This window comes from Flavobacterium macrobrachii, assembly GCF_014486675.1.
Taxonomy (GTDB): Bacteria; Bacteroidota; Bacteroidia; order Flavobacteriales; family Flavobacteriaceae; genus Flavobacterium; species Flavobacterium macrobrachii.
Window position 1 is genome coordinate 1 of sequence record NZ_JACTAC010000110.1, and the last position, 5,603, is coordinate 5,603.

Here is a 5,603-nt window from a genome sequence, read left to right on the forward strand (position 1 = left end):
AATTTTTTTAAAAAAAAAAGTAAAAGTAAATTTAAAAAAAAAAAACGTCCCAAAATCTTGGGACGTTTTCAATTTATTCTTCAGCTAGTTTAAATATCCAGCCAGTTTTAGTTTCTTCACCATTTGCAAATTCAATTACATAATAATAGGTACCATCTGGTAATTCGTCTCCTTTATCAGATTGTCCAAACCATTCATTAGAATAATTTGATTTGGTATACACTTTAATTCCATGTCGATTAAAAATACTTAAATTTCTAACGTTATAACCTTCAAGATTGAAATAGTCATTCAAACCATCATTGTTAACAGAAATACCTTTTTGAATTTCACAAGCTATTCTGGTTAATTCAATTGGTTTTGATGCTGAACAACCATTTTTATCAGTAACTGTAACTGTAAATGTTAATGGTAATTGTTCATTTGCTTGGGTTGAAGCAAGATATTCAGTAACGTTGAAACTAATATTATTATTTCCTATATTTTGGTTATTGAAACTCCATTGGAATGAAGCATTATCTAAATCAACACCTATTCCTTCTGTAATTTGTAACGTATAATTATTGTTTAAACAACCTTGAGTTATTGAAAAATCAAAAGTAGGTAAAACAGTTACTGTCCAAGTTCCAGTATTGGCACATTGACCAGGATTTGGTGTAAATGAATAATTAGTAGTTTGCGTTGTGTTAACAATACTTGGCGACCAAATTCCATTAAAACCTTCAACAGAAACAACTGGGAAATTAATGTTTTCTCCGTTACAAATCACTTCATTGTTAAAAGTTGACTGGGTTAATTGATTAACTATTATAGTTAATGGTACAGAAATTGCACAGGAATTAGGGTTGTTTGGAGTGAAAGTATAAGTTGTGGTTTCATTATTATTCAATTGAGGTAACCAACTTCCATCTATTCCATTGGTTGATACTAATGGTAACGGATTTAAAGTATCACCAATACAAATTGGTGCAACAGCTGTAAAAGTAGGAGTTACTGTTGCATTAATAGTTACACTATAGGTAGTTTGTAAAGCACATTCTGAATTATTTGGTGTAAAAACATAACTAGTTGTACCAACCAAATTATAATCCACAATTGCTGGCAACCACGAACCATTGATACCATTACTAGATAAAGAAGGTAATGTAAAGTTAGCTGCAGCATTTTGACAAGTGTTTAATTGAGTTCCAAAATCAAATACTGGAAGTGTTCTTGCGGTAACTGAAACAACTAATATTCCTTGACTTGCACACAGTTCTGATGAAGGAGTAAAGATGTAATTTGCTGTGCCTACTAAATTACTTATTTCGCTAGCCGACCATGTTCCAGTAAAACCTTCAATTGAAGTTGTAGGAAACGATGGAGCAACATTGCCTTCGCAAAAAGTAATTGGGTTAAAAGTAGCTTGAATAGGTTGATTAATTACAACTTCAACTTCAACAGCAACTCCACATTGATTTGCATCAGGATTAAAAATATAAGTAGTAGTTTGATTGCTGTTGAATGGTATATTCCATTGACCTGTAATGCCTTCTAAAGACTGAATTGGTAAAACTACTCCTTGTACTCCAGAACAATAACTAGGAATGTTGAATGTTGGAGTAATTGTTGGATTCACTAAAGTTATTGTCTCTGTATAGTTTTGTGTACATCCATTAAATGTGAATATAAAATTAGAATATAATCCTGCATTCAAATTTGAAAGTATAACTTCACCATTAGAATTTGACGTTACATTTGCATTAGTTGAATTTCCATTAACTGTATAATTTAGACCAAAATTTGTCAAAGGGTTTAAACCACTTATAGTAATAGAACCATTGGAAGCATTACAAATTGTTGGATGAGTTTCACTAAATGTCAAATTGCTTTGAAGTGAATACGTCGCAATAAAATTTGCACCATTATTATTAACTAATAACGTGTCATCACATTGATTGTTTGAACTTATATCTCCAACAATTTCATAATAAACTTCTAATTGATAATCACCAGCAGGAAATGCTGTAAGATCAATAGGGTTTTCTATATCAGTTAAAACTTCTTGCCATTTTTGGTCACCAGTACTACAAGGTCCACCACTAGGGAAAGAACCTGAATTACAATCATCAAAGAATTGTAAAGGAATACTTGAAAATGTTCCTCCAGTTCCTGAAACAGGATATATTCTGTAGAAAAGTGTAGCACTACAAACATTGGCTGAATTAATTTTAAATGTTTTTAATTCCGCACCACGAAGTTTAAAAGTATTTGAATTGGATACATAAGTTCCAAAATAGGTGTTTGGAAAAATATTTTCAATCGGTCCAATGATAGATGTACCAGAACCTACAGTATTAAAAAAGTTACTTGTTTCACAATTTGTGAGCCAAACTGCATTTGCAAAACTCCCAAAAGCACAATTTTGAAGTACTTCGACAACTAATTGTGTCTGTTGAGCACAAGAATTGTTTGAAGGCGTAAACGTGTAAGTCTGAGTTTGTGTGTTATCAACAACTTCAGGACTCCAAGTACCAATAATTCCATTATTAGATGTTGTTGGTAATATTGGTGCTATATCTCCATTACATATTGGAGCAGGAGATAAAAACGAAGGAGTAATATTTTCGTTTACTACTATTGTAATTTCATAAGGTTCTGTACAAATTAAATTAGTATCAGAAGCAGTAAAAGTATATGTTTGAGTTTGTAAATTGGATACCAAACTTGGTTCCCATGTTCCAGATATATTATTATTTGAAATGTTAGGTAGAATTGGAACTGAAGAGTTTTGACAAATTTCAGTAGGTAAATTAAAAATAATTTCAGTCAAAGGGGTAACGTTTAAAATAAATTCCCCGTTTATTCTACAATTACCAGCATTAATCAATGAATAATAAATAATCTGTTGATTTATTCCATCAAAAGCCGAAGGATTTGATATTTCATTTACATTGTTTTGAGCATCTTCAATACTTAAATAGTATTTTACAGAATGAGTACTATCAAGACCGTTTAATATCAATAGAGTATTGTAAGTTAAATCAAACTCAGCAGAATTTGATAATGAACATTTTGATAGATTTACAGGTTCACCACCAAACAATTCTGGGTAAAATTCAACAGTTATTGTATCTGAAGCTGTACAAGTTGAATTATTATAAAGTACAGAAAGTGTGTAATTTCCTGGTTCATTTACTGTTAAAGTTGAGTTTGTTTGGTTTGGGATTACTTCATTGTTTAGTAACCAAGTAAACGTAAATAAAGAGGCGTCAAGTCCACTATCAAGAGTTTTAGTATCTCCAAAACAAACTGCATTATTTGTGGATTGCAATAAATCGTCACCTAAATCAATATTACCGATATCAAAACTTCCACCTTCAATAAATACAGCAGAGTCATAATTTGTGTCTAAACGATCAGCAATAACTAATTTAATATGATATAAATTTCCAGGTATTACAGTTGAAGAAGCCGTTAAAGGAACTGTTACTCCATTAAAATTAATTGGCGCACCTAATGGGTTGTCTCCACCTAATCCGTAAAATGTATCAAAATATTGTTCATTCGCCGAAGAACAGTTATCATTAAATTGATCGTCTCTAATAGTAACAACAGATACTGGAGTATTTGTGTTAGGTAATACTGCTAAGTTTGTTGTAATACCCGTTGAAACATCAGTTAACAAAAAAGCAAAAGCATCAGAATAATCACATTGGAAAGTTCCATATTCTTCAGATGCAAAAATAAAATTAAAGTTAATTGTTTCAATAACAGGAATAAAATCAAATTCTAACTTTGTAGCGTTGTTACTGTCCATTTCTTCTCCAGTAGCAGCAAGTACAATTGCCTCTAAATCTGTATCTCCAGGCCAACCAAATGCTCCATCTCCTAAAATTTCATCATTTGGACCTGGTGCGTTGCTTACATTACCGGTAGACAATATAACACCATCTTCAAAAGAGAAACTAGAGTTGTTTTGATTAAAATATCCAATCCCATTTGTTGAGTTAAAGTTAGTTCCAGTTGAAAATGTAATGTTACTTATAATAGCACAAGTAGAGTTTAAAAGAACATTTTCTACTAGTTGATTTACTGTATATAATGTTGTTGATGTACTTATAGGAGGTGAAATTGTTCCTATACAAACATTAAAAGTTGATGTCTGATTTGGTGTAGAAGTCCAAGAATAGACTCTGATGAAATAAGTGTTTCCAATAATTAAATTACTTATTGTGCTACTATTATTATCATTACATGTTAGTTGAATTAAATTATTACAGTTTCCGCTGTAAACCACATGAAATAAATCTTGTGTACTACCCGTAATATTTGTTAAATCAATACTATGTGCGGTAGCAGTAGCAACAAAAGAAAACCACACATCATCATCGTCAGTTCCAAAACAAGTGTTTGGTTGGCTTGATCCTGTTGCTCCAATTAATGTTCCTGAAGCAAATTGTGTACAACTTGTATCACTATTTACGGTTACATTTATTGCGTTACTACATTCATCATTAGCAATTAAAGTGGTGAAGTTTTTTCCATTACTCCAGTTGCTAATATCAGATGAAGAACAAATAGCTCTTACATAAACTGTATATGCTGTTCCTGAATTTAATGGGGTAAGTAAATATTGTGTAGTCAAATCAACGATTTGTCCACCTATAGAATTTCCGTTAGGTATAGGTGAACCGAATGGTAACACTAAAACTTCCCATTGAGTAGCAGTGCCAACTTCAGTCCAATTTACTGTAGCACTATTTTGAGTGATATTTGTCAAATTTACATTGGTAGGTTTTGGGCAAGTTGGAATTGGTTCACAAACAACATTTGCAACCCAACCGTTTGCTTGAACAAATCCGTCACTTATAAACATAAAAGTTAAACATCCATCAGCACTAGATGATGTAAATGGACCAGGAATTGTTGTTCCCCAAAATCCACCAGGTATTCCGCCAGGAACATTTCCTGTGCCATTTTCACTAGAAATTTGTGGCGCTGCAACGGAGTTTCCATCATAAACATACAATGCATCCCAAGAAGTTTCAATATCGAAAGAAGTGAAAGTCACAGTAACAAGCTGTCCAGTTGGTGGACATATAGTTACTGTTGAATTTTCATTATTTGCATATTGACCATTTGGTCCTCCTGGGTCAGTGTAGGTTCCTCCACATTCTGGTGGCGCAACTTGGGTTGTAAATGTTGTTGGTCCTGTCCAAGGACTTAAATCATTTCCTGCACAAACCGCTCTAATGTACACATCATAACATGTTGTAGGAGTTAAATTATTTGGAAAAGTGTAGCTGTTAGTTGTTGGATTAATATCAACAAAACCAGTTGATGTAGCAGTTGGAGCTGGAGAACCACATGGTAAAGTAATTACTTGCAAAGCTGTTTCTAAACCACCATTTGTCCATTGAATAGTTGCAGAATTATGCAAAACTGTATTCGATGTTAGGTCTGTTGGTTCTGGACATGTTGGTAAATCTTCTATGATAACATTGTCAATATATAACACCCAACCATCAAGTCCACCTTGTGGCACATGCCATCCAATATTTACTGGTCCAGAGTATGCTGATAGATTTACTATTCTTTCAACGTAATTTTCATTGGAATAG

At 32.6% G+C, this 5,603-nt stretch carries 1 protein-coding gene; it reads right to left on the reverse strand.

What is annotated here, in order from left to right:
- Positions 1-73: 73 nt before the first annotated feature.
- Positions 74-5,603: choice-of-anchor L domain-containing protein (locus tag IAI56_RS15075; protein ID WP_187658646.1), on the reverse strand; the 5,530-nt coding region annotated here is incomplete at its 5' end.